This is a genomic window from Streptomyces sp. NPDC030165 (assembly GCF_055573595.1).
On sequence record NZ_JBVIBD010000017.1, the window covers coordinates 81816 to 103048 of the forward strand.

Sequence of the window (21233 nt, forward strand, 5' to 3'; positions counted from 1 at the left end):
GGGGGGGGGGGGTTCTCTCTTGTGGCGGGGCGGGTGGGGGGGGTTGGGGGGGGGGGGGGGTGTTTGGGTCTGGGGCGGGGTGGGGGGGGCTTCCCCCCCCCCCCCCCCCCACGCCCGTACGCGTTCTTCCGCCGGTCAGTTCCGCGCGCCGAACACCTGCGTCCACGTCGGGCCGCCGGACGTGTCGTGGGTGCCTATGCCTATTTCCTTGAAGTCGCAGTTGAGGATGTTCGCCCGGTGGCCGGGGCTGTTCATCCAGCTCTTCATCACCTCGTCGGCGGACCGCTGTCCCCTGGCGATGTTTTCGCCATAGGTGCTCCACCGGTATCCGGCGGCCGTGATGCGGTCACCCGGGTCCGTACCGTCCGGACTGGTGTGGTCGAAATAGTTCCGGGCGTCCATGTCCTGGGAATGGCGCCGGGCCGCGGTGACGAGCTGGTCGTTGGCGCGGACGGGGGAACAGCCCTGTCTGGCGCGCTCGGCATTGACCAGTGCGGTGACCCGCTGGGCGAAGCCCGACCCGCCGCCCGCGGCCCCGGAGGCCGGTGCGGGGGCGGCGGAGGACGGGCGCGGTGCGGGGGCGGCGGGCTCGGAGGGGGCCCGCTTCTTCCGCGGAATGTGCGGCTCCTTGGAGGGGGACGCGGAGGACGGGGCGGGGCTCGGGCTGTGGCTGGTCCCGGAGGGGGAAGGGGCGGGTTTCGTCGCCGGGGGCGTGGCCAGGGGCGCCGACTCGGGTTCCGTCGCGGCCCGTGAGGCGCCGGGCTCGTCGTCCGGGCCGGAGGTGATCAGCGGCAGCGCGCCGCCGACCGTGGCGAGGGCGGCGGCGGCCACGGCCGCCGCGGTGACGGCGCGACGGCGGCGGACACGGCGGCTCTCGCGCAGCGCGTCGCGGAGCTGGGCGCGTCCGCCTCCCGTGGCCGGACCGGCGGCCGGGGAAGGAGCCGCTCCGCCTGCCGCCGCGGACACGGCGGGCTGCTGGGTGGTGGTGGCGGCCGCGAGGACCGGGTCCTCCATGGTGTCCGGTGCGAGGGCGGCGGCCAGCGGCACCAGCGCCAGGCCGACGAGCAGCCGGTCGGCGGGCACCAGCCCGGACGAGAAGGAGGAGCAGACGGTGCACTCGCGGGCGTGCCGTGCGATGCGCTTGCGCCACAGCGCGGAGGGCGCCCCGTCCCACTGCTCGGTCACCGTGTCCAGCAGGACGCACCGCGGCGTGGCGGACAGCGCGCGCACCACGACGCGGGACGCTTCGAGCTGGGACTTCATCCGCTGGACCCGTACGGCCGTGTGCTGGGGCGTCAGCTCCATCGCGGCGGCGACCTCCGTCCGGGTCAGCTCGCCGGCTGCCTCCAGCCACCACAGGGACAGCAGTGCGCGGTCGCCCTCGTCGAGCCAGCGGGTGGCTTCGGCGACCTCCCGGCGCTGTCCGGACAGGCCGAGGCGGACGATGGTCAGTCCGACGAAGTCGGCACGGGGGTCGGGGACGTCGTACGCGTCGTCCAGGCCGCCGTTCACGGGTGCGGCCTGGTCCTGCCGCCAGTGCGCCCGTATCTGGTTCATCGTGATGGCCACCAGCCAGGGCCGGAAGCTGCCCGGGTCGCGGAGGTCGCCGAGGCTGCCGAGGGCCCGGAGCATGGTCTCCTGCGCCACGTCGTCCACGTCCGCGTGGCCGTGCAGCGCGCGTCCCACGATGTTGTACACCAGGGGCATGGACGCGGCGACGAGCTGGTCCCTGGCCTGCCCGTCCCCCGCCTGCGCGGCCGCAATCACCGCAGGGTCGAGTTCGCTGCTCACGCTCTGTCCACTCTCTTTCGGTTCGGGCTTGTTCCGTCCCACACACAGGAGATGCTGCGGGGGCGGGGCCGATAACAGAAATCGAGCAATTGTCCGCCGGATTCGTACGGACAGCCGACGGTATGCGTACCCACGGGCTCACCGAGGGCCGGTGACGAGGGCGTACACGAGCTGGCGGAAGGCAGGTCACGGAGGGCTGGGGGCGCGGTCCCCGGGTGGGCTCGGCCTGCCCGCACCCGAAATATCGGCGGAAATTTCCCGCTGGGTGCATCCTTCGGCGTGACTTGTGCGTCTCACGAGAAAGCCACCCTCTCATGTGGCCGTACTTCAGCGGCATTTGGAGAAAACACGTTGAAAACTGGCATCAAGGGCGTACGTCGCCTGTCCGCGACGGCCGTCACCGCCGCGGGGGCCGTCCTGCTGACCGGGGCGTTCGCCGCCCCGGCCCAGGCCGCGGCGGCCCCGGCCGCCCCGGCGAAAGCCGCGGCGAAGGCCGCGGCGCCCAAGGCCCCCGCGATCACCGCGGCGGGCGGTTTCGTGATGAACAACGGCAACGGCAGGACCGCCTTCGCCAAGGCGGCGGACAGCCGCCGTTCCATGGGCTCCACCACCAAGATCATGACGGCTCAGGTGGTGCTGTCCCAGAAGAAGCTCAACCTGGACACCAAGGTCACGGTCGACAAGGCGTACAGCGACTACATCGTCGCCAAGACCGCTTCGTCGGCCCGGCTCATCGTCGGGGACAAGGTCACCGTCCGCCAGCTGCTGTACGGGCTGATGCTCCCGTCCGGCTGTGACGCGGCGTACGCGCTGGCCGACAAGTTCGGCAGCGGGTCCACGCGGGCGGCGCGGGTGAAGTCGTTCATCGGCCAGATGAACACCGCGGCCAAGAACCTCGGTCTGAAGAACACGCACTTCGACTCGTTCGACGGCATCGGCAACGGTGCGAACTACTCGACGCCGCGTGATCTGACGAAGCTGGCCTCCAGCGCGATGAAGAACGCCACCTTCCGTGCGGTGGTGGGCACCAAGTCGACCAAGCAGAAGGTCACGACGAAGAGCGGTGGCTACCGCTACATGTCGTGGACCAACACCAACAACCTGCTCGGCAGCTACCAGGGCACCATCGGCGTCAAGACGGGCTCGGGCCCGGAGGCCAAGTACTGCCTGGTCTTCGCCGCCACCCGGAACGGCAAGACGGTCATCGGTACCGTCCTCGCCTCCTCCTCGGCGGCCAACCGCACCGCCGACGCGAAGAAGCTGCTGGACTACGGCTTCAAGGTCTGACGAGCGGAGAGGGCCTGCCCGCGGCATCCGGCCGCCGGCAGGCCCTTTTTCCTTGCCGTCCGCCGGGACGGTACGGAGCCGATACCCCCTGGCCCTCCGGTGTCCTCCCCTGGTGGGGCCAGCCCCATGCGGAGACGGGGGACGGCCGCATTCTGCGCGCCGCGGCGCACTTCTAGCGTCCTTGTCCATGACCAACTCCTCACGGACGCTTTCCCTGCCGCCTCCGGCTCCGCGCCACCGCGGACTCCTGGTCTTCCTCTCGGTGGCATACCTGGGCATGTGGGCGGCCATGACGCCCCTTCTGGTCACCGGGTTCCAGCGGGAGAGTGCCCGGTCGGGGACCAAGACGCTGGAGGAAATCTGCATCTCGGCCGCGATGTTCGCGCCGGCGCTCGCCGCGCTCCTCGTGGTCCGGTACGTGGAACGCACCGGCCGGGTACGGGACGTCCTCGCCCTGCGGTGGCCCCGGCCGCACGGCCGCACCGCCCGCTCCTGTCTCCTGGCCCTCGCGGTCCCGGCGGCGCTGACCGCCGTCGCACTCGGCGTCGGCGCGGCGACCGGCCACTACCCCTTCGGTGTGCGCTGGGACGGCCTCGTGCCCTGGGCGGCCGCCATGCTGCTCCAGATGCTTATCTCCCTGCCGCTGTTCTTCGGCGAGGAGCTCGGCTGGCAGGGCTATCTCTTCCCCCGCCTGGCGCGGAACGGCAAGGGCGCGCGCCTGGTGGGGGCGTACGCGGGCACCGGCGCCGCCTTCGCGCTGTGGCACCTGCCCACGCTGCTGATGGGCGGGCAGTATCCCGGCCGCCCCTGGTACGTGTCCGTACCCGCCATGGTGATCAGCTGCACGCTCATCCTGCCGGTCTTCACCTGGCTGCGGCTGCGCTCCGGATCGGTGGTGCCCGCGGTCCTCGGCCACACCTTCGTGAGTACGGCGGGCGTGGGCACGGTCAAGGCGTTCGCCGCGCCGGACGCTCCCCTGGATCCTCTGTACATGGGGCTGACCGGCTGGCCCGGCTGGATCGTCACGGCCGCCTTCGTCGCCTTCCTGGCGCTGACCGGGCGGCTCCGGCCGTCGGCGTACGGGCGGAGAGCCGGAGAGCCGGAGAGGGACACGGGTGCGGTGGAAGACGTCGGCCCGGGGGAGACGGGGGCCCGGGGAGAGACGGGGGGCCGGAAAGCGACGGGGCCCGGGGAGAGACGGAGCCCGCCACGGCGCCGCCCGTACCCGGGTGCCGGGGCCGCCGTACCCCGGCGAGTAGGCTCCGTGCGATGGAGATCTTCCACCTGCGCTACTTCGTGGCGGTCGCCGAACACCTGAGTTTCTCCCAGGCCGCCCGCCACCTGCACATGGCGACCTCGCCCCTGAGCCAGCGGGTGCGGGATCTCGAACGCGAACTCGGCCAGAAACTCTTCGACCGGGACTCCCACCATGTGGCCCTCTCCCCCGCCGGCCGGACGCTGCTGCCGATCGCGAAGGACGTACTGGGCCGGTTCGACGACATCCCCTGGCGGTTGCGCCGGGAGATAGGGCCCGAGCGGCGTGCCGTCTACGTGGGCGTGCCGCCCGCGCTGCATCCGCGGATGCGGGAGCGTCTGACGCGGCTGGAGGAACGCTGCGCCGAGGAGTTCGACGTCAAGCGCTGGCCCGGCAAGAGCGGCAACCTCCTGAACGCGGTGCAGCGCGGCGACCTGGCCATGGCCCTGGTCCACCTGCCCGTGCACGCCGAGGGCATCGAGGTGGTGGAGCTGCTGCACGAGCCGCTGGGCGCGGTACTGCCGGCCGCCGATTTCCACGGGCGTACCTCGGTGTCCCTGAGCGAACTGACCGATTACACGTATGTGTGTTCCGCGCCCGGCACCCTGCCGACCTATTTCGAGCAGATCAAAGTACGGCTGAAAGCCGCGGGGATTCACAAGGAAATCACCCTCAATATCGGTGACTATGCGAGCGTCGCGGAAATGGTGGCGAACGGCTCGACCTTCGGCATCACCTTGCTGGAACGCGAGAACAACGCGAACACCTACGGAAACGACGCGAATGTCGTGCTGCCGTTCGCGGATTTCTCCCCGTCGCTGGCGACCGGGCTGATCTGGCGGCGCGACCGGGGCGAGCCGGACGGTGACCTGCATGTCCTGGTACGGGAAGCGCGGTGCGCGCTGCCGGATCCGGCCGGTACGGACTGAGCGGGCGGCCGGGACGGCGGCAGCCCCGTAAAACCCCGTGAACAGCGCTCCACCCCCTCAAGAAATGACGCGAAGAACGGCGTGACCGCTGTGGTCACGCCGTTCTTCGCGTATCGGTGTCACCCATGGATTGAGTGCACCCCCGCCACAGGTCTAGCGTTTTCGGTGGACGAAGGAACGCGGCACCGGCCGCATTCCCCTTTCCCGTCCCGGAGCTTTCCCGACTGGAGTGGTGATGGCACCCGCAACACCCACGGAAGAAACCACGGCCGAAGACGGCAGCGACAACGGCAGCGGCGGCCGGTCCGCCGGTCCGCTCGCAGGGGTCCGCGTCATCGACATGGCCACGGTCGTGATGGGCCCGTACGCCGCCCAGATCCTCGGCGACCTCGGCGCCGACGTCATCAAGATCGAGTCGCCGAACGACACCGTACGCGTCGGCGCCCTGCACCGTACGCCCGGTATGACGCCGCTGAACCTCAACGTCAACCGCAACAAGCGCAGCGTCACGCTCAACCTCAAGGACGACGCCGAGCGGGACCGCGCCCTGGAGCTGATCGGCACGGCCGACATCCTCGTCACCAACATGCGCATCGGCGCGCTGCGCCGGCTGGGCATGGACTACGACAGCCTCGCCGCCACCCACCCCCACCTGATCTACGCCCACGCCCAGGGCTTCCGGCCGGACTCCGACCGGGCGCAGCTGGCCGCGTACGACGAGACGGTGCAGGCGGCCTCCGGACTGCTGGACCTGGCGCAGCGCGCGGGTGACGTGGGCGCGCCGGTGGTGCTGCCGAGCATCTTCGCCGACAAGGTCGCCGCGCTGTCCATCGTGTACGCGACGCTGGCCGCCCTCGTCCACCAGCGGGCGACCGGCCAGGGGCAGCACGTCGAGGTGCCGATGGTGGACACACTGCTGGCGTTCAACCTGGTCGAACACTTGCAGGGCGCCATCTACGAACCGCCGATGGGGCCGACCGGCTTCCCGCTGTCCATGAACAAGGGACACCGGGCGCGGCCCACCAAGGACGGCCTCGCGATGATCATCCCGTACGGCCCGCAGAACTTCCGCGACCTGTTCGCGGCCGCCGGACGGGCCGATCTGGCCGAGGACCCGCGCGTCAACGGCGAGTTCATCGACTCCGTACGGGACGGGGAGGCACTGGCCGAACTGCTGGAGACGGTGACGCCGGCGCTGACCACGGCCGAGTGGATGGAGGTGTGCACCAAGCACAGCATCCCCGTCGGGCCGGTGCTGCGGCTCGACGAGGCGCCCGACGACCCGTATGTCCGCGAGGGTCACCTGATGGATGTGGCCGAGCACCCGAGCGAGGGCGCCTACCGCGTGGTCGGCGTGCCGCTGGCCTTCTCCGCCACGCCCGCCTCCGTGCGCCGGCACGCGCCGCTGCCCGGCCAGCACACGGAGGAAGTCCTCGCCGAGCTGGCCGCCCGCGCCGCGGACGCACCGGCCGTGCCGGCGGCCCGGTCGGCGCAGTCCGACGACGCCGAGAAGGAGGAGCAGCGATGAGCACCCCTGATTCCCGGAATTCCCCGGTTACTCCGGACTCCCCGGTTTCCCAGGACACCCCGGTTTCCCAGGACACCCCGGTTTCTCAGGACGCCGCAGCGGGCGACGGGCCGGTGCAGGTCCGGTACGAGCCGCTGGGCGCAGGCGGGGAAGACGCCGGCAGCGCGCTCGTCATCACGATCAACCGGCCCCGGGCCCGTAACGCCGTGGACGCGGCGGTCGCCGAGGGCATCGCGGCCGCCGTGGACACCCTGGAGTCCGATCCCGCCCTCCGGGTGGGCGTGCTCACCGGTGCGGGCAGCACGTTCAGCGCCGGGATGGACCTCAAGGCGGCGGCCCGCGGCGAGCGCGTCAACGTACCCGGCAAGGGTTTCGCCGGGCTCGTCGAAGCCCGTACCACCAAGCCGTTGATCGCGGCGGTCGAAGGCTTCGCCATGGGCGGCGGCTTCGAACTGGCCCTCGCCTGCGATCTGGTGGTCGCGGCGGACGGTGCGCGCTTCGCGCTTCCCGAGGTCAGGCGCGGCCTGATCGCCGGAGGCGGCGGCGTGCTGCGACTGCCCCGGCGCGTCCCGTACCACCTGGCGATGGAGCTGCTGCTGACCGGCCGGACGGTCACCGCCGAACGCGCCCACGCGCTCGGCGTCGTCAACCAGATCACCGACGACGGCCAGGCTCTGGCCACCGCGTTGGAACTCGCCGCGGAGGTGGCGCAGAACGCGCCCTTGGCGCTTGCCGCCGTGAAGGAGGTCGTCCGCCGGGCGGACGGCGTCCCGGAGCCCGAAGCCTTCGCCGCGCAGGCCGAGGCTATGGGCGGGCTGATCCGTTCGGAGGACTTCGCCGAAGGGGTACGGGCCTTCGGCGAGAAGCGGGCGCCCCGCTGGAGCGCGCGATGAACCGCGAACAGCTCCTCGGCAGCCTGAACACACCGCTCACCGCCCCGGCCTACCCGCCCGCCGCTGCCCGCTTCACCGACCGCGAGTACCTCAACATCGTCTACCGCACCGACGCCGAGGCACTGCGTGCGGTGGTGCCGGAGCCCCTGAGCATCGACGAGCCGCTGGTGCGGTTCGAGATCATGAAGATGGGCGACGTGACCGCCTACGGCCCGTACGTCGAGGCCGGTCAGGCCATCCCGGTCCGCCACGGGGACGAGCGCGGCGAATACCTGCACGCGATGTACCTCGACAGCTTCCCCGCCACCGCGGCGGGCCGCGAGGTGAGCGCCTACCCGAAGGTGATGGGCTCCCCCGCGCTGTACGCCGACCACGCGGCGCTGGTGGGGACGCTGGACTACGGGAGCGTACGGGTGGCCACCGCGACGATGGGCTACAAGCACCGTCCGCTGGACCTGGGCGCGGCCCGCGAGCAGATCACCGTGCCCACCTACATGCTGAAGATCGTGCCGGACTACGACGGCGCTCCGCGCGTCTGCGAACTGGTACGCACCGAGATCACCGACCTGGTGGTCAAGGAGGCGTACACCGGCCCCGCCCGGCTCCAGCTGTTCGAACACGTCCTGGCCCCGCTGGCCGACCTGCCCGTACGCGAGGTCGTCTCGGCCAGCCACATCGTCACCGACCTCACGCTGGCCGGCGCCGAACCCGTCCACGACTACCTGGCCCGCGCCTGAGGAGCACCACCATGTCCCCCACCCACCACGACACCACCTCCCCCATCAGCACCGTGGCCATCGTCGGAGCCGGAACCATCGGCCTGTCCTGGGCGGCCCTGTTCGCCGCACACGGCCTGCGCGTGACCGTCACCGACCCGCGCGAGGACCTGGACGAAGCCGTGGCCGAGGCGCTGCCGATGCTCGCCGACGGGCTGCCCGGCACGACGCCCGAAGAGCTGCTCGGCCGGATCCGTACGACGCACGACCTGGCCGAAGCCGTCGCCGACGCGGACCTCGTACAGGAGAACGGCCCGGAGAACCTGGAGTTCAAGCAGCGGCTGTTCGCCGACATCGCACGGCACGCCCCCGCCGCAGCCGTGCTGGCCACGTCCAGCTCCGGCATCGTCGCCAGCGCCATCGCCGCGCCACTGCCCGACGGAACCGCCGCCCGGCTGCTGGTCGCGCACCCCTTCAACCCGCCGCACCTCGTCCCGCTGGTGGAGATCGTGCCCGGCGAACGCACCTCCGAGGAAGCCGTCGGGACCGTCACCGACTTCTACCGGGCACTGGGCAAGACACCGGTGCGGCTGCACAAGGAACTGCCCGGGTTCGCGGCCAACCGGCTGCAGGGCGCCGTCCTCCAGGAGGCGATGCACCTCGTACTCAGCGGCGTGCTCGACGCCGGCGAGGTGGACACCGTGATGAAGGCGTCGCTGGGCGGCCGGTACGCCACCGTCGGGCCGTTCGAGAGCTTCCACCTCGGCGGCGGCCCCGGCGGCATCCGGCACATGATGGAACACCTCGGCCCCGGCCTCGTCGAGGGCTGGCAGCGCCTCGGCCACCCGGAGCTGGACGCCGACGCCACCACCACGGTCGTCTCCCAGACCGAAGCCGCGTACGGGCACGGCCCCGAGGCCTACCGCGAGCGCGCCGCGCTGCGCGACCGCAAGCAGCTCGCCCTCAACGACGTGCTCAGCCGGGCCGACCGCACCTGATCCGGGTGACCAGTCCCGGATCCGTACCCCTCACACCCCACAGCGAAAACCAGCACAGCCAGGAGCACCCCATGCCCAAGCCCGCCAACCCCACCCCCGACTTCTTCGGCTTCGCCGACCTCCTCGACGACGGTGAGCGCGCCGAACTCGCCGCGATACGCGACTACCTGGAGGCCGAGATCAAGCCGCTGGCCAACGACGCCTGGGACCGGGCGGAGTTCCCCTTCGAGGCGGTCGAGAAGTTCGCCAAGCTGGGACTGGCCGGTTACCACTACCCCGAGTACGGTGACGGCCGCCCGCGCAGCGAGCTGTTCGCCGGCTTCCTCAACCTGGAACTCAACCGCATCGACCCGTCCCTGGCAGTGTTCGCCGGTGTACACAACGGCCTGGCGATGGGCAGCATCCACGGCGGCGGCGACCAGGAGCAGCGCGACCGCTGGCTGCCGGACATGGCCGCGATGCGGACCATCGGCGCCTTCGCCCTGACCGAGCCGGAAGGCGGCTCGGACGTCGCCGGCGGGATGCGCACCACGGCCCGGCGCGACGGCGACACGTGGGTCCTCAACGGCGCCAAGCGGTGGATCGGCAACGGCACCTTCGCCGACGTGGTCGTGGTGTGGGCGCGCGACACCGCCGACGGCAACGTCAAGGGATTCGTCGTGGAGAAGGGCACCCCCGGCTTCACCGCCACGAAGATCGAGGGCAAGATCGCGCTGCGGACCGTACAGAACGCGGACATCACGCTGGACGAGGTCCGGGTCCCCGAGGCGAACCGCCTCCAGCGGATCAACAGCTTCCGCGACACCGCCGCCGTCCTGGCGCGCACCCGCGGCGGAGTGGCCTGGCAGGCCCTGGGCGTGGCCGTACGCGCCTATGAACTCGCCCGCCAGTACGCCGTCGACCGCGTGCAGTTCGGCAAGCCCATCGGCGCCTTCCAGATGATCCAGGACCTGCTGGTCAAGATGCTCGGCAACATCACCGCCATGTTCGGCATGGTCGTACGCCTGAACCAGCTCACCGCCGCCGGGCAGGCCGGCGCGGAACAGGCCGCGCTGGCCAAGGCGTTCACCACGACCCGGATGCGTGAGTGCGTCGCCTGGGCGCGTGAGCTGTTCGGCGGCAACGGCATCGTCCTCGACCACGAGATCGCGAAGTTCTTCGCCGACGCGGAGGCGGTCTACTCCTTCGAGGGCTCCCGCGAGATGAACACCCTCATCGTCGGCAAGTCCATCACCGGCCTCAGCGCCTTCGTGTAGCCGCCGGACCGCACACCGCCCCACGCCGCTGTGCGGGGGCGGTGTCGGCGTGTCTGCGGGTGCCCTTTCGGGGCGACCGTCACTGGTCGGTGGCGGCTGTCACAGGGCGGTGCCGGTCGTCGCCAGGCAGGAAGGGCGAGGCTGGGGACGACGCGGGGGCCGGGGGTGAGAGGGAAGGCACGGGGTGGGCGGTGCCGGCCCTTCCGGAGGCGACGGAAGCGGCGGATTTCATGCGTTCCTCGTCGTACTGCTTCCAGTCCGCCGGCGGCCAGGTCGCCTCGGGGGCCGCGAGCGACCGGTCGATGTGCTCCCGCAGCCCTTCCCCGAAGAAGTCGGACACCTGTCGTACAAGCTTCAGCGCCTCGATGGTGCCCGAGCTGAGGGGCCTGGCCATGCGGTCCGTACCGCCCGGCACACTGCGCGGGGCCGCATGCGCATGGTGCGCCGCCCGCAGCGCGTGGCTGTGCAGACCGGCACACGCATAACCGATCGCCAGGGCGATCCGCCGCACCGCGTCGTCGACCCCGTGCGTCAGCTCGCCGGCGCCGAGGAGCGTCTGATGGGGGCTGCCGGGCCCTTCGAGACCGTCCGCCGTGCGCGGCGGGAGCTTCTTCTCCTCGGCGTCGAGCAGCCGGTGCGCCCGTTCCATGACGGACGCGACGAAGGCCAGTTCTTCCAGGTCGATGGAGTGGGTCATGGCGGTCCTCCCGTGCCGAGTACGTACAACGGCACCGTAGGGACGGCCGGTCCCATACATGACCCGATCCGCCGAAAGCAGACCCATTGGAGTTACGGACGGGTCTGCCTCCGGTGCGCCGGGGACTGTCAGTGCGCGATGGAGTCGATGAGGTCGCGCGCGCCCTGGCGCAGCAGCGCGACGGCGACGGACGTGCCCAGGGTGGCCGGGTCGAGCGGCCCGGCCCACTCGTGGGCGTTGAGCACGGTCTTGCCGTCCGGGGTGAAGACGCAGGCCCGCAGCGACAGTTCGCCGTTGCGCTCGGTCCGCGCGTACCCGGCGATCGGTGAATTGCAGTGGCCCTGGAGGACGTGCAGGAACATCCGTTCGGCGGTCGCCTCCCGGAAGGCGTCGCGGTCACCGAGCGCGCTGACCGCGTCAATGGTGCGGGTGTCGTCCTCGCGGCACTGCAGGGCCAGGATCCCGGCGCCGATGGGCGGACACATCGTCTCGGCCGGCAGGATCTCGGTGATGACGTCACGGCGGCCGATGCGGTCCAGCCCGGACACGGCCAGCAGCAGGGCGTCGGCGTCCCCCGCGTGGAGCTTCTCCAGACGGCGGTTGGCGTTGCCGCGCATCGGCACGCACTCCAGGTGCGGGTACGAGGCGGCGAGCTGGGCGATACGGCGTACGGAGGACGTGCCGACGCGCGTCCCGGCGGGCAGCTGGTCGAGGGCGAGCCCGCCGGGATGGATCAGGGCGTCCCGGATGTCGTCACGTTCAAGGAAGGCCGCGAAGGTCGTGCCGGCGGGCAGCGGGCGGTCCGCCGGGACGTCCTTGACGCAGTGCACGGCGAGGTCCGCCTCCCCCGCCAGCAGCGCGGCGTCCACCTCCTTGGTGAAGGCGCCCTTCCCGCCGAGTTCGGACAGATCGCCCATCCAGCGGTCACCGGACGTCGTGACCGGCACGACCTCCGTACGGATCCCGGGGTGCAGGGCGGCCAGCTCGGTCCGTACGCGCTCCACCTGGGCGAGCGCCATGGGAGAGGAACGCGAGACGATACGGATCAGTTCAGGGGCGGACATGGCGTACACCCTAGGCCGTCGGACCTCGGCTCCGGCTCTTCAGGCACTTGGACATGGGTGGGGTTTTCGCGCGCCCAGGGTGACGATCATGGACGCTTTCCCCGATCCGTACATCGATTCCCGCCTCGTTCCGTACGCGGACATCAACGGTCACGGGGCGGGGGGCCGGGACACCGCTGCTGTTCGCGCTGCTCAGCGGGTACGAGCATGCACGACCACGCCGGTCAGGGACGGTCGGGTGCGCGGGCTGGGCTTCCGTCTCGCCCGCTTGGACGCGGCCACCCACGAGTTCTTCGGCGAGCGGCCGGACGGCGAGCTGGTCCGCCGGCGGATCCGGCACGCGCTGGGGCTGGGGAGGGGAGCTGGAGGCCGTGCGTGACGCTTGCGTCCGGGTGTACGTCTACCGCCCGGAGGCGGGCGACGGTCAGGTCACGCTGGTGATCCGTCAGGAGGCGGGTGCCGGTCCGGGCACTCTGGTGACCCGTCAGGAGCTGGAGTCCGCCGGAGTGCCCTGGCACTGACAGCCCGCGTGCCTGGACGACCTGTGACGAGATCTGAGTTCTGACGGCCGGTGAGGCGGGGCTGCGGGGAGAGGCTGTGGAGAGCGGGGAACGGGCCGTGAAGAGCGGACCGCGGGGGCGCCGTCACCCCGTTCGCCCATCCCGGCGTGCGGACCGGCGAGGGCTGGGTCAAGGTCATCTCGTCAGGTCCACCCACCTCACCCTCAGGAGAAACACATGCTTCGTAACGTCGCGATCACCCTCGCCGGTGTCACGGCGGCCGGTTTCCTGGCCGCCGGGCCCGCTGCCGCCGACTCGGGCGGCGGCGCCGCCGCGGGCGGCGCGTACGGCTCCGGCGGCTACTCGTCGGAGAACACGCTCGGCGGATACCGTCACTACAACGTCGGCGGCCCCACGGGCGTGACCTCCACCGGCGCCGCGTACGCCCACAGCAAGGCGAGCGGCGAGTTCGACTACGGCCGCTACTTCAAGGCCGTCTGGCGCTGACCCGACGTCGCGCCGGCACGCCGACGGCCGCGCCCCGCGTCCGTTTCCGCGACGCGGGGGCGCACCGTCCGGGTACACGCCGACGGCTCCGTGGCACCGGCCGCTACCTCCCCTTCACGCACGCGTTCGCATGCCCTGCGCCGGGCATCGCGACGGCGGTCGCTGCCACGCACCAAGCCTGCCCCACGGCCTCAGCACTCCGTGGCGGATGACAGAACGCAGACAGAGCGGCCCCCCGCCGGGAGCTTTCGGCGGGGGGCCGCTCTGTGTGCGCTGGTGCCGGCCGCCACGGTGTCAGCCGGGACTCCGTCGCGCCGGCATCAGCCATGACACTTGTCGTATCGCGTTGCTTCGCGTCGTCGTCAGCTGTGGCTCCGGTCGGGTGTCTCCAGGACGAGGACGGGAATTTCCCGGTCGGTCTTCTGCTGGTAGTCCGCGTAATCGGGGTACGCCTCGACCGCACGCGCCCACCACAGCGCCTTCTCCTCGCCCGTCACCTCACGGGCCACCAGGTCCATGCGTACGGGCCCGTCCTGCAGCTCCACGCGGGGATCCGCCATGACGTTGTGATACCAGACCGGATGCTTGGGAGCACCGCCCAGAGAAGCGACGACGGCGTAGGTGCCCTCGTGCTCCACCCGCATCAGCGGAGACTTGCGGATCTTGCCCGACTTGGCACCCCGGGTCGTCAGGACGATGACGGGCAGGCCCCGGATCGTCGTCCCCTTGGTGCCGCCGCTGCTCTCGTACAGCTCGACCTGATCACGTACCCACTTCTCCGGGCTCGGCTCGTACTCGCCCTCAAGTGGCATGGCATCCGTCCCATCGTCGTATCGTCGTCCGCCCGTGCGGGCGTCATGTCGTACGGCCCCGTCCGCGGCTCTCCGGCCGCCGCAACCGACCTGACCCTTCCTCAACAAGGGGGGCGCACGCAATCATCCCGACAGGTGTCGTGGCTGGTGGCGGACGTACGAACCGGGCGTCGCAGAACATGGCGCGGGCGTAGGGCGGCGGGCGTACGGAAAACTGTCTCCTTGACGGCGCTGTCCCCGCCGCTGCCCCGTGCTACCGCGCCGGTGCTCCCGCTCCGTTCATGGCTGCCTTGTGCTGGCGGCCTGCCAGGCGGGAGCCGGATTCGCGGCGGGTGGTCCTGCGCAGGAGGGGTACGGCGAGGAGGAAGCCGACGACGGCCCAGGCGGTGAGGACCAGGGCGATCGTGGGCAGTTGCCAGGACCCCGACGCCTCGGCGGCGAGTGCGCTGTCCGGCAGCAACGCCGACCGCACGCCCTGGGCCATCCATTTGAGCGGGAAGACCGCGGCTATCTGCTGCACGACCTGGGGCAGCCGGGTGACCGGGAACATCGTCCCGGAGATCACCAGCAGCGCCATGGAGGGCAGCATGATCAGGGCGAGCGCCTCACGCGGGTTGGGCAGGACGGCGCCTATCGCGGCGCCGAGCGGAACGACGGCGAGCAGCCCGAGGCCGGTGACCCAGAGCAGGGTGAACCACTGGGCGGGACTGGCCGGCAGCGGGCCGTCGGCCAGCACCGCGCCCGCCACGAGCAGGAGAACGAGGTTGCCGACGGCCATGCCCAGGATCAGCAGCGCCTTGGCCACGAGGTACGCCGGTATGCCGCCCGGTGTGGCCCGCAGCCGCAGCAACGCCCCCTCTTCGCGTTCGGTGACGAGCATCTGGGGGATGTTCACCACGCCGAGCTGGAAGAGCAGGTAGGCGGAGAACCCGGCCATCATCAGGTGGCCCATCGGCAGCTGCGTGCCGGGCACGGAATCGTTGACGGTCACGGCGAGCACGACGGCCACCACGACGTTCGCCAGGTAGCCGCCCAGCTCCTTCTTGCTGCGCAGGAGCTGGCGCAGCTCGATGCCTCCGCGCCGGATCCCCGCCCGCAGGATGCGCTGCGGTCCCGTCCCCCTCATGCGGCACTGTCCTCTCGGTCCCCGGAGCCGACCGGGTGTCGGTACTCGGTGTTCACCATGTGCAGGTAGGTGTCCTCCAGCGTCGGGCGGCGCACCTCCAGGTCGGCTATCGGTCCCCCGGTGTCACGGTGCAGTTCCCACACCAGCTGGGAGGGGTTCTCGGTCCGTTCCCTGCGCGAGGTCCCGTCCTGGGCCGTCCAGCGCACCTCGGCGCGCGCCGCGGCCTGCCGGGCCAGTTCGGCCGGGGTACCGCAGACGCGTATGCGTCCGTCGACCAGCACGGCGATACGGTCGGCGAGGCGCTCGGCCTCGGTGAGGTCGTGGGTGGTGAGCAGGACCGTGACTCCCTCGTCTGCGGCGAGCTTCTCGACCAGGATGTGGAAGTCGTACCGCGCCTCCGGGTCGAAGCCGGTGGTGGGTTCGTCGAGGAAGAGCAGCTCGGGGCGGCCGACGATGCCGAGGGCGACGTCGAGGCGGCGGCGCTGGCCGCCGGAGAGCCTGCCCACCTGCCGGCCCGCGTGCGCGGTCAGGCCGACGAGTTCGAGCAGCTCCCTCGGGTCGCGCGGGTCGGGGTAGTACTCGGCGAAGTGGCCCAGCAGCTCGCCCACCCGCCACCTGGCGTGGTCGCGCCAGGACTGCAGGACGAGGCCGAGCCGTCCGCGCCAGACGTCGTCGCCGCGCACCGGGTCCGTACCGAGGACGTGGACGTCACCGGACGAGCGTCGGCGGAAGCCTTCGAGTATCTCGACGGTGGTGGTCTTCCCGGCGCCGTTCGGGCCGAGCAGGGCGAAGATCTCGCCGCGGTGGATATCCAGGTCGAAGCCTTGCAGCACTTCTCTGGAGCCGTAGGACATGCGCAGGTCACGGACCCGTACGACGGGCTCGGGCGCGGTCATCGGCGGGCCTCCGCACGCATCGTCCGGGTGCCCGTCGAACCCGTACGGGCCGAGTCCGTACGCGCTGAGCCGGTGCGGGCCGGCTCGGTTTCGGCCGAGGGTGTCGCGGTGCCTCCGGGAGACGGTCCCGTGCCGGCTCCTTCGACGATCTCGCGCAGCGCCGCCACGTGCCCCTCGAACGCGCTCCGGCCCCGGTCGGTGAGCCGCACCTTCGTACGGCGCTTGCGCCCGCCGCCCTCCTTCTGGATCTCCAGATACTGAGCCTCCTCCAGCGTGTGCAGCTGTTTGGAGAGCGCCGAGTCACTGAGCGAGAGACTGTCCCGGATGAAGGGGAAGTCCGCCCATTCGGTGGCGGCGAGCAGGGCGACCACCGAAAGCCGGGTGGAAGGGTGGATCAGTTCGTCGAATCCGCTGGGGGTGCTCATCGGCGGCTCCCGTCGTAGCTGCGCATCGGTGCGAAGGCCCATCGGTTGGCGGGCGCGGTGACGAGCAGGAAGAGGCCGGCACACAGCGTGGCCTCTATCAGGCTTCCGTACGGCAGTTCGGCCCACTCGACCAGCCAGGAACTGAGTCCTATGCTCGCCCCGCCCAGGGCGGCGCCCGCGAAGAACACGACGTACACACGCCAGGTGTAGCGCGAACGGTGCAGCCGCATGCGTGACTTGCGGCTCGCGCGCACTCCCATGGCGGCCAGCACACCCACGTACGCCGCCAGGAACACCCAGAGGCACCATTTGGGGAGGTCGAGCCCGCTGACGGCCAGATAGACCCACATCGCCGCCGCGATCGGCAGATACGCCCGTCGCCCCGTCACGGAGCAGCGCTCCAACTCGTCGTAGACCCGCTCCTGCGGGACGCGGATTCTCTGCAGATCCGCCCATGCCTGCTCGGCGTCCACCGGTGTGCTCATGCACATCGCCCCCTAATACCTTGACGCTCTGAATCTCCGGCGACCGGTCCCCGACCACCAGCTTTCCCACTAGGAAAGTTAGCGCAGACTTTCCCGCCAGGCAAGTCAGAACGGCGATCTCGGCGAAGAGGGCAAGGAAGGGAGGGGGAGAAGGCAGGGAAGGAGCCGCGCGCGTCAAGTTCCACCAGCGGCAACGAAGTTCACGCGGCCCGGCTCGCCGGGAGAGGCGCGCGTACGGTCGGACTACGGACTGACGGGCAGAATCCCCGCCCGCCCCACCCGCCCCGTACGGCGTCCGCCCACCCGAAAGACCGGGCTCAGGCGACCCAATGCGGTCGGCGCGTGGTGGACGAGGGTGTGAGGCCGTCCGCGAGGGCGGCGGCCATGCGGTGGACGGCTTCGCGGAGGATGTCGGGAGGCGCGGTGTAGGGGATGCGGAGGCGTTGTTCGAAGACGCCCGGGTCGGTGGCGAAGCAGGCGCCGCCCTCGATCCGTACGCCGTGGTCCCGTGCCCGGTCGGCCAGCGCAGCGGCGAGGGGTTCGCCCAGGTCGGCCCACAGGGAGAGGCCGCCGGGCGGCAGTTGCCAGGTCCAGTGCGGGAGGTGCTCGGTCAGGGCGGCGGTGAGGGCGGCGCGCTGGGTACGCAGGTGTTCCAGGCGCGCCGGCAGCAGTTGCTCGGACCGTTGCAGCAGGTCAAGGGCGAGGAGTTGGTCCAGTACCGAGCCGCCCATGTCGGTGGCGACCCGTTGCCCGGCGAGTTCGGTGACGAGCCGGGCGGGGGCACGCAGCCAGCCGATGCGCAGGCCCGCCCAGTGGGTCTTGCTCATCGAACCCGTGGTGATGACCTGGCCTGCCCCGCCCGGTGGGGCGAGGGAAGCGAAGGGCGGCGGGGTGGAGACGTCGAGGGCGAGGTCGGTCAGGGTCTCGTCGATGACCAGCCAGGTGTGGGAACGCTGCACGGCGCGCAGGATGCGGGCGCGCGCCCCCGCGGGCATGAGGCGGCCGGTCGGGTTGTGGAAGTCGGGGATCAGGTAGGCCAGTCGGGGCGCGGACTGGCGCAGGGACGATTCGACGGTCCCGGTGTCCCAGCCGGCGTCGGTCACGGGGACCGGCACGGTACGCAGCCGGGCGCGCCGCAGGGCCTCCAGGGCGTTCGGGTAGGACGGGTTCTCGACCAGGACCCGGTCGCCGGGGCGGCACAGCAGGCCGAGGACGAGCGTGAGGGCGTGCTGGGCCCCGGAGGTGACCAGAATCTGTTCAGGCACGGTGGCCAGGCCCCGACGGGTGAAGCGTTCCGCGATGGCGGCGCGCAGTTCCGGCAGGCCGTACGGGTGGTAGCCGGGTGTGTCGACGTGCTCGGCCAACTGCGGTGACACCCGGGCGAGGGCGTCGGCGAGGAGCCGGTGCGGCAGGGCGGGGGCGGCTCTCGCCAGGTCGATCGCGGTACCCCGGGAGCCGAGGAGCCGTGTGACGCTCCGGGGAGTACGGCCTTCGGGCAGGGCCGTCCAGGTGCCGGCGCCCTGGCGGCTGTGCGCGTAACCGCTCTCGCGCAGCAGGTCGTAGACGGCGGTGACGGTGGCCCGGCTGATGCCGAGGGCCGTGGCGAGTTCGCGCTCGGCGGGGAGCCTGACGTGCAGGGCGACGCGGCCGTCCAGGATCAGCTCGCTGATCGCCTGTGCCAGGTGGCGGTAGGCGGGTCCGGCTCCGGACGGATCGGGCAGCAGCGCGGCCAGCTTTCGGCCTCGCAGCGTGCGGTCCGTGGGCCCCGCGCCGTCCACGGGCCGGGGCGGCCTGGTGTCCGCCATGCCACTCCCCCGGTATCGGCCGCACTGGCTCTCTGGGCCGTGCCGGCGGCCACTGACTGTTCTGACCGCAACGGCCGTGTCGTCCGCATTGACGGTCTTGACGGTTTTGACGGGGTTGCCCGTACTGGCTGCATCGGCCACGTCGCGCCGGCCCCTCACTGTACAGAGCCGCCTGGATCACATCCGGGCAGCGGCCTGAGGAGACGGACACGGAGGCGCGGAAGTGTGTCACCGCCCATTGGCGGCTACTCCGGTAGTTTCCGTACGACGATGATCAATGACCCGGCCGTGCCCGCACGGTCCGGCCCCTTCAGGAGACACGGCATGAGCAGCGAACCGACCATGCGCACGATCACCCAGGACTCCGTCGGCGGCCCCGAGGTGCTGTACCTGGCCCGGGCACCCCGGCCCGCGCCGCTGCCCACCGAGGTGCTCGTACGGGTGCACTCCGCCGGGGTGAACCCGATCGACTGGAAGACCCGGCAGGGCGGCGGTATGGCCGGGGTCCTCGGTGACCCGCCGTTCTCGGTGGGCTGGGACGTCAGCGGCGTCGTGGAGGAGGTCGGCTTCGGCGTGCACACGCTCCAGGTGGGCGACGAGGTGTACGGGATGCCGTGGTTCCCGCGGCAGGCCGGCGCGTACGGCGAGTACGTGACCGCGCCCTCGCGGCACTTCGCCCGCAAGCCGGCCACGCTCGACCACGACCACGCGGCCGCCGTGCCGCTGGCCGCGCTCACCGCATGGCAGTGCCTGGTGGACGCGGCGCACGTCGAGGCGGGCCGGCGGGTGCTGATCCACGCGGCGGCGGGTGGCGTCGGCCACTTCGCGGTGCAGTTCGCCAAGCATCTGGGCGCGCACGTCATCGGTACGGCCCGGGCGGCCAAGCACGACTGGCTGCGCTCGCTCGGGGCGGATGAGCTGGTCGACTACACGCGGGAGCGCTTCGAGGAGGTGGTGCGCGACGTGGACGTCGTCATCGATCTCGTGGGCGACGAGCACGACGCGACCAGTACCCGTTCGCTGCGTACGCTGCGGTCCGGCGGCATGCTGATCGCGGTCCCCTCCGGGGCCGCACCCGAGCTGGTGGAGGCCGCCCGCGCCCAGGGAGTGCGGGCGAGCGGTTTCCTGGTGGAGCCGGACGGCGCGGCGCTCACCCGTATCGGGGGCCTCATCGACGCGGGGGTGGTCTCGGTGGAGGTCGAGGACGTACTGCCGCTGGCCGAGGCCGCCGAGGCGCACCGCCGGGGCGAGGAGGGCCGCACACGCGGGAAGCTGGTGCTGCGCGTGGCGTCCTGAGGCCGCTCGTTACCAGGTCCCTTGTTGCCGCGGCCGCCGAACGGGCGACCGGCATTCCGAGACCGGGATTTGCCGGAAACTCCGGCGCCGGAACTCGGGGCCGGGCCTCCGGCGCCGTCAACTCCGTTCGCAGCAATGCCGGTAATCGCGGCTGCGGGGAGTCAGCGGGCAAAGCCCGGCGGCCCGGAGCCGACGCCGGGAAAGCCCTACGCGTCGACCCATTCGTGGGACTGGGCCTGCTTCAGAAGGCGCTGACGGGCCTGGAGGATCTGCTCGCCGGTCATGCTCGGCACACCGGTCACCAGCAGTTCGGTCACCTCGTCGAGGAACTCCTGGGCGGAGAGGGTGTCGCACAGGACACCGTCCTCGAAATTGCCGTCGTGCGCCGCGCTCTGGGCACGGTGCGCGCCGCCGGAGCGGCCGGGAGCGCCTTCCAGGAAACGTACTTCGGACGCCTTGGGTCCCCGGTCGCCCTCGTCCACCAGGAATTCGACCTTGACGCCGGGCGCCATCAGGCCCTTGTCGAATTCCAGGTCGTTCACATGCACGAAGACGTCTTCTCCGCCGTCGTCCGGGACGACGAATCCGTAGCCGCGCACCTCGTCGAACCGAATGACCTTACCCGAAACCATCACTGTGCCCCAGACCCCAATTCCACAACTGCCCGCAAATTCCGCATCCCGTCACCGTTGTCCCGACGGCGCCGTTCCCGCCGGCTGCGCCGGCAGAGGCTATCGCCGAAGGCGGAGACGATTCGGTGGATGTCCCGCCCATACTATTGCCGAGCGGCGGCGGAACGTCCAGCCCGGTACCCGCCCCCGCGTGGCACCGGCGTACGCGGGCGGTCGACGGAGCGGCGCCGGCCCGTCGATACGGTGCAGACCCGTCGATACAGTGCTGGCTCGTCGGTACGTACCGGTCCGTCGATACGGCGCCGGCCCGTCGGTACGGCGCTGGCTCGTCGCTA

At 71.4% G+C, this 21233-nt stretch carries 22 protein-coding genes; 12 read left to right on the plus strand and 10 right to left on the minus strand.

Annotation, left to right across the window (positions count from 1 at the left end; translation table 11 throughout):
- Nucleotides 1–135: 135 nt before the first annotated feature.
- On the minus strand, nt 136–1791 hold the full coding sequence (locus ACZ4Z1_RS28695) for a sigma-70 family RNA polymerase sigma factor (RefSeq protein WP_468489536.1): 1656 nt from the start codon (nt 1789–1791) through the stop codon (nt 136–138).
- 351 nt (nt 1792–2142) lie between these two features.
- On the opposite strand from ACZ4Z1_RS28695, the gene ACZ4Z1_RS28700 reads away from it, so the two are divergent.
- The 8 genes from ACZ4Z1_RS28700 (at nt 2143) to ACZ4Z1_RS28735 (ending at nt 10653) form a co-directional block, all read left to right on the plus strand.
- Entirely contained in the window at nt 2143–3078 is a 936-nt protein-coding gene (locus ACZ4Z1_RS28700; RefSeq protein WP_468489537.1) for a D-alanyl-D-alanine carboxypeptidase family protein, read from the plus strand.
- A gap of 187 nt (nt 3079–3265) precedes the next feature.
- Nucleotides 3266–4396, plus strand: coding sequence for a CPBP family glutamic-type intramembrane protease (locus ACZ4Z1_RS28705; RefSeq protein WP_468489538.1), 1131 nt, complete (start codon nt 3266–3268; stop codon nt 4394–4396).
- Nucleotides 4348–5262: a LysR family transcriptional regulator gene (locus ACZ4Z1_RS28710; protein WP_468489539.1), complete on the plus strand. Its 915-nt coding sequence runs from the start codon at nt 4348–4350 to the stop codon at nt 5260–5262. The genes ACZ4Z1_RS28705 and ACZ4Z1_RS28710 overlap by 49 nt, the downstream gene beginning before the upstream one ends.
- Before the next feature lie 232 nt (nt 5263–5494).
- Entirely contained in the window at nt 5495–6790 is a 1296-nt protein-coding gene (locus tag ACZ4Z1_RS28715) for a CaiB/BaiF CoA transferase family protein (RefSeq protein ID WP_468489540.1), read from the plus strand.
- Nucleotides 6787–7683, plus strand: a complete 897-nt coding sequence (locus ACZ4Z1_RS28720; RefSeq protein ID WP_468489541.1) for a crotonase/enoyl-CoA hydratase family protein — start codon at nt 6787–6789, stop codon at nt 7681–7683. Before ACZ4Z1_RS28715 ends, ACZ4Z1_RS28720 begins: the two co-directional genes overlap by 4 nt.
- Nucleotides 7680–8420, plus strand: coding sequence for an acetoacetate decarboxylase (locus ACZ4Z1_RS28725; protein WP_468489542.1), 741 nt, complete (start codon nt 7680–7682; stop codon nt 8418–8420). Before ACZ4Z1_RS28720 ends, ACZ4Z1_RS28725 begins: the two co-directional genes overlap by 4 nt.
- 11 nt (nt 8421–8431) lie before the next feature.
- The gene (locus ACZ4Z1_RS28730) at nt 8432–9397 is read left to right on the plus strand and encodes a 3-hydroxyacyl-CoA dehydrogenase NAD-binding domain-containing protein (protein WP_468489543.1); all 966 of its coding nucleotides are present in this window, start codon (nt 8432–8434) and stop codon (nt 9395–9397) included.
- 71 nt (nt 9398–9468) lie between these two features.
- Nucleotides 9469–10653: an acyl-CoA dehydrogenase family protein gene (locus tag ACZ4Z1_RS28735; protein ID WP_468489544.1), complete on the plus strand. Its 1185-nt coding sequence runs from the start codon at nt 9469–9471 to the stop codon at nt 10651–10653.
- 79 nt (nt 10654–10732) lie between these two features.
- Here ACZ4Z1_RS28735 and ACZ4Z1_RS28740 read toward each other — a convergent pair whose 3' ends face one another.
- Together ACZ4Z1_RS28740 and hemC are read right to left on the minus strand one after the other, a co-directional pair.
- Nucleotides 10733–11350 carry a hypothetical protein gene (locus ACZ4Z1_RS28740; RefSeq protein WP_468489545.1) on the minus strand — a complete coding sequence of 206 codons (618 nt, stop codon included), beginning with the start codon at nt 11348–11350 and terminating at the stop codon, nt 10733–10735.
- Nucleotides 11351–11478: 128 nt separating this feature from the next.
- Entirely contained in the window at nt 11479–12414 is a 936-nt protein-coding gene (gene hemC, locus ACZ4Z1_RS28745; RefSeq protein ID WP_468489546.1) for a hydroxymethylbilane synthase, read from the minus strand.
- 88 nt (nt 12415–12502) lie between these two features.
- Here hemC and ACZ4Z1_RS28750 point away from each other — a divergent pair, with 88 nt between their 5' ends.
- The 3 genes from ACZ4Z1_RS28750 to ACZ4Z1_RS28760 all read left to right on the plus strand — a co-directional run bounded on the left by ACZ4Z1_RS28750 (nt 12503) and on the right by ACZ4Z1_RS28760 (nt 13421).
- A complete protein-coding gene (locus tag ACZ4Z1_RS28750) occupies nt 12503–12793 on the plus strand; it encodes a hypothetical protein (protein ID WP_468489547.1) in 291 nt (96 codons plus the stop codon).
- Entirely contained in the window at nt 12786–12935 is a 150-nt protein-coding gene (locus ACZ4Z1_RS28755; protein ID WP_468489548.1) for a hypothetical protein, read from the plus strand. The genes ACZ4Z1_RS28750 and ACZ4Z1_RS28755 overlap by 8 nt, the downstream gene beginning before the upstream one ends.
- 216 nt (nt 12936–13151) lie before the next feature.
- The gene (locus tag ACZ4Z1_RS28760; protein WP_468489549.1) at nt 13152–13421 is read left to right on the plus strand and encodes a hypothetical protein; all 270 of its coding nucleotides are present in this window, start codon (nt 13152–13154) and stop codon (nt 13419–13421) included.
- A gap of 362 nt (nt 13422–13783) precedes the next feature.
- On the opposite strand, the gene ACZ4Z1_RS28765 is transcribed toward ACZ4Z1_RS28760, so the two are convergent.
- From ACZ4Z1_RS28765 to yczR, 6 genes are all read right to left on the minus strand, one after another.
- Nucleotides 13784–14233, minus strand: coding sequence for a nitroreductase family deazaflavin-dependent oxidoreductase (locus tag ACZ4Z1_RS28765; protein WP_468489550.1), 450 nt, complete (start codon nt 14231–14233; stop codon nt 13784–13786).
- 253 nt (nt 14234–14486) lie between these two features.
- Nucleotides 14487–15359 carry an ABC transporter permease gene (locus ACZ4Z1_RS28770; protein WP_468489551.1) on the minus strand — a complete coding sequence of 291 codons (873 nt, stop codon included), beginning with the start codon at nt 15357–15359 and terminating at the stop codon, nt 14487–14489.
- A complete protein-coding gene (locus ACZ4Z1_RS28775; protein WP_468489552.1) occupies nt 15356–16255 on the minus strand; it encodes an ABC transporter ATP-binding protein in 900 nt (299 codons plus the stop codon). Before ACZ4Z1_RS28775 ends, ACZ4Z1_RS28770 begins: the two co-directional genes overlap by 4 nt.
- On the minus strand, nt 16252–16680 hold the full coding sequence (locus ACZ4Z1_RS28780) for a transcriptional regulator (protein ID WP_468489553.1): 429 nt from the start codon (nt 16678–16680) through the stop codon (nt 16252–16254). Before ACZ4Z1_RS28780 ends, ACZ4Z1_RS28775 begins: the two co-directional genes overlap by 4 nt.
- Entirely contained in the window at nt 16677–17165 is a 489-nt protein-coding gene (locus ACZ4Z1_RS28785) for a hypothetical protein (protein WP_468489554.1), read from the minus strand. The genes ACZ4Z1_RS28780 and ACZ4Z1_RS28785 overlap by 4 nt, the downstream gene beginning before the upstream one ends.
- A gap of 317 nt (nt 17166–17482) precedes the next feature.
- Nucleotides 17483–18970 (minus strand): MocR-like transcription factor YczR, encoded by a 1488-nt coding sequence (gene yczR / locus ACZ4Z1_RS28790; RefSeq protein ID WP_468489555.1) that lies wholly within the window; start codon nt 18968–18970, stop codon nt 17483–17485.
- Between the two features lie 324 nt (nt 18971–19294).
- Here yczR and ACZ4Z1_RS28795 point away from each other — a divergent pair, with 324 nt between their 5' ends.
- Nucleotides 19295–20266 (plus strand): NADP-dependent oxidoreductase, encoded by a 972-nt coding sequence (locus ACZ4Z1_RS28795; protein WP_468489556.1) that lies wholly within the window; start codon nt 19295–19297, stop codon nt 20264–20266.
- A 206-nt stretch (nt 20267–20472) separates the two neighbouring features.
- On the opposite strand, the gene ACZ4Z1_RS28800 is transcribed toward ACZ4Z1_RS28795, so the two are convergent.
- Entirely contained in the window at nt 20473–20898 is a 426-nt protein-coding gene (locus ACZ4Z1_RS28800; RefSeq protein WP_030021573.1) for a cold-shock protein, read from the minus strand.
- Nucleotides 20899–21233: the final 335 nt, after the last annotated feature.